General features: G+C 52.1%; 1 protein-coding gene. It reads right to left on the bottom strand.

The features are described from left to right. Positions 1 to 113: 113 nt before the first annotated feature. Positions 114 to 482, bottom strand: coding sequence for a response regulator (locus ASILVAE211_RS25875; RefSeq protein ID WP_227324221.1), 369 nt, complete (start codon positions 480 to 482; stop codon positions 114 to 116). Positions 483 to 651: the final 169 nt, after the last annotated feature.

The raw sequence follows: 651 nt of genomic DNA, 5'->3' as shown, positions 1-651 counted from the left end.
GTATCGAAGGCACCACCATGCCCGCCATCTGGAGTGCAGTGCTCGAAGCATGAGGAGATGGGACCAGATCGTTGTCCCATTCAGCCAAACTCCCAGTTTGCACCAGAGCCCATCTACGCGGCCTCCTGGGTAATCAATTCTATAAGCTGGGTTATCCGATATGGTTTGCTTAGAAATTGAAATGGTTTAGGCGTTTTGGCCAAGCGCTCAGTCAGCGATGCCGCGTAGCCTGACACTATCACCACTCCGATTTTCGGATGAGCGTGTCTAGCATATTCAACAACCTCGAGGCCGTCGCAACTTCCCGGAATTTGAACATCGGTTACCAGAACGTCGAAATCATCGGGGTAGTTCAGCTTTTTGACGGCAGTATCACCGTCGGCAACATCCACAACTTCGTAGCCAACATCCAGCAAAGCCTCGGCAAGAAGATACCGGACAATGCCATCGTCTTCGACGACGAGAACCCTTTTAGCAGCCATGAGCAACTCCTAGCATCGGCTTCTTATGGACCAGGGACGGTGCCGGTGCGGTTACAAGGTGCATCGCCATAGCGTGAGGCTTCGCGGCCGCAGTCGAAGCGTCAGTAATGACCTAGGCTTTGTTGACAAAAGACGGTAGCCATATTTTAGCTGCTGCAATGTTAAGGAA

The organism is Acidisoma silvae (assembly GCF_020618775.1).
Taxonomy (GTDB): domain Bacteria; phylum Pseudomonadota; class Alphaproteobacteria; order Acetobacterales; family Acetobacteraceae; genus Acidisoma; species Acidisoma silvae.
This window is presented reverse-complemented; position numbering and strand designations above follow the sequence as displayed.

What these genes read in the sequence shown, in the direction of transcription:
- ASILVAE211_RS25875 (WP_227324221.1), bottom strand. Translation starts at nt 482, where the DNA reads ATGGCTGCTAAAAGGGTTCTCGTCGTCGAAGACGATGGCATTGTCCGG.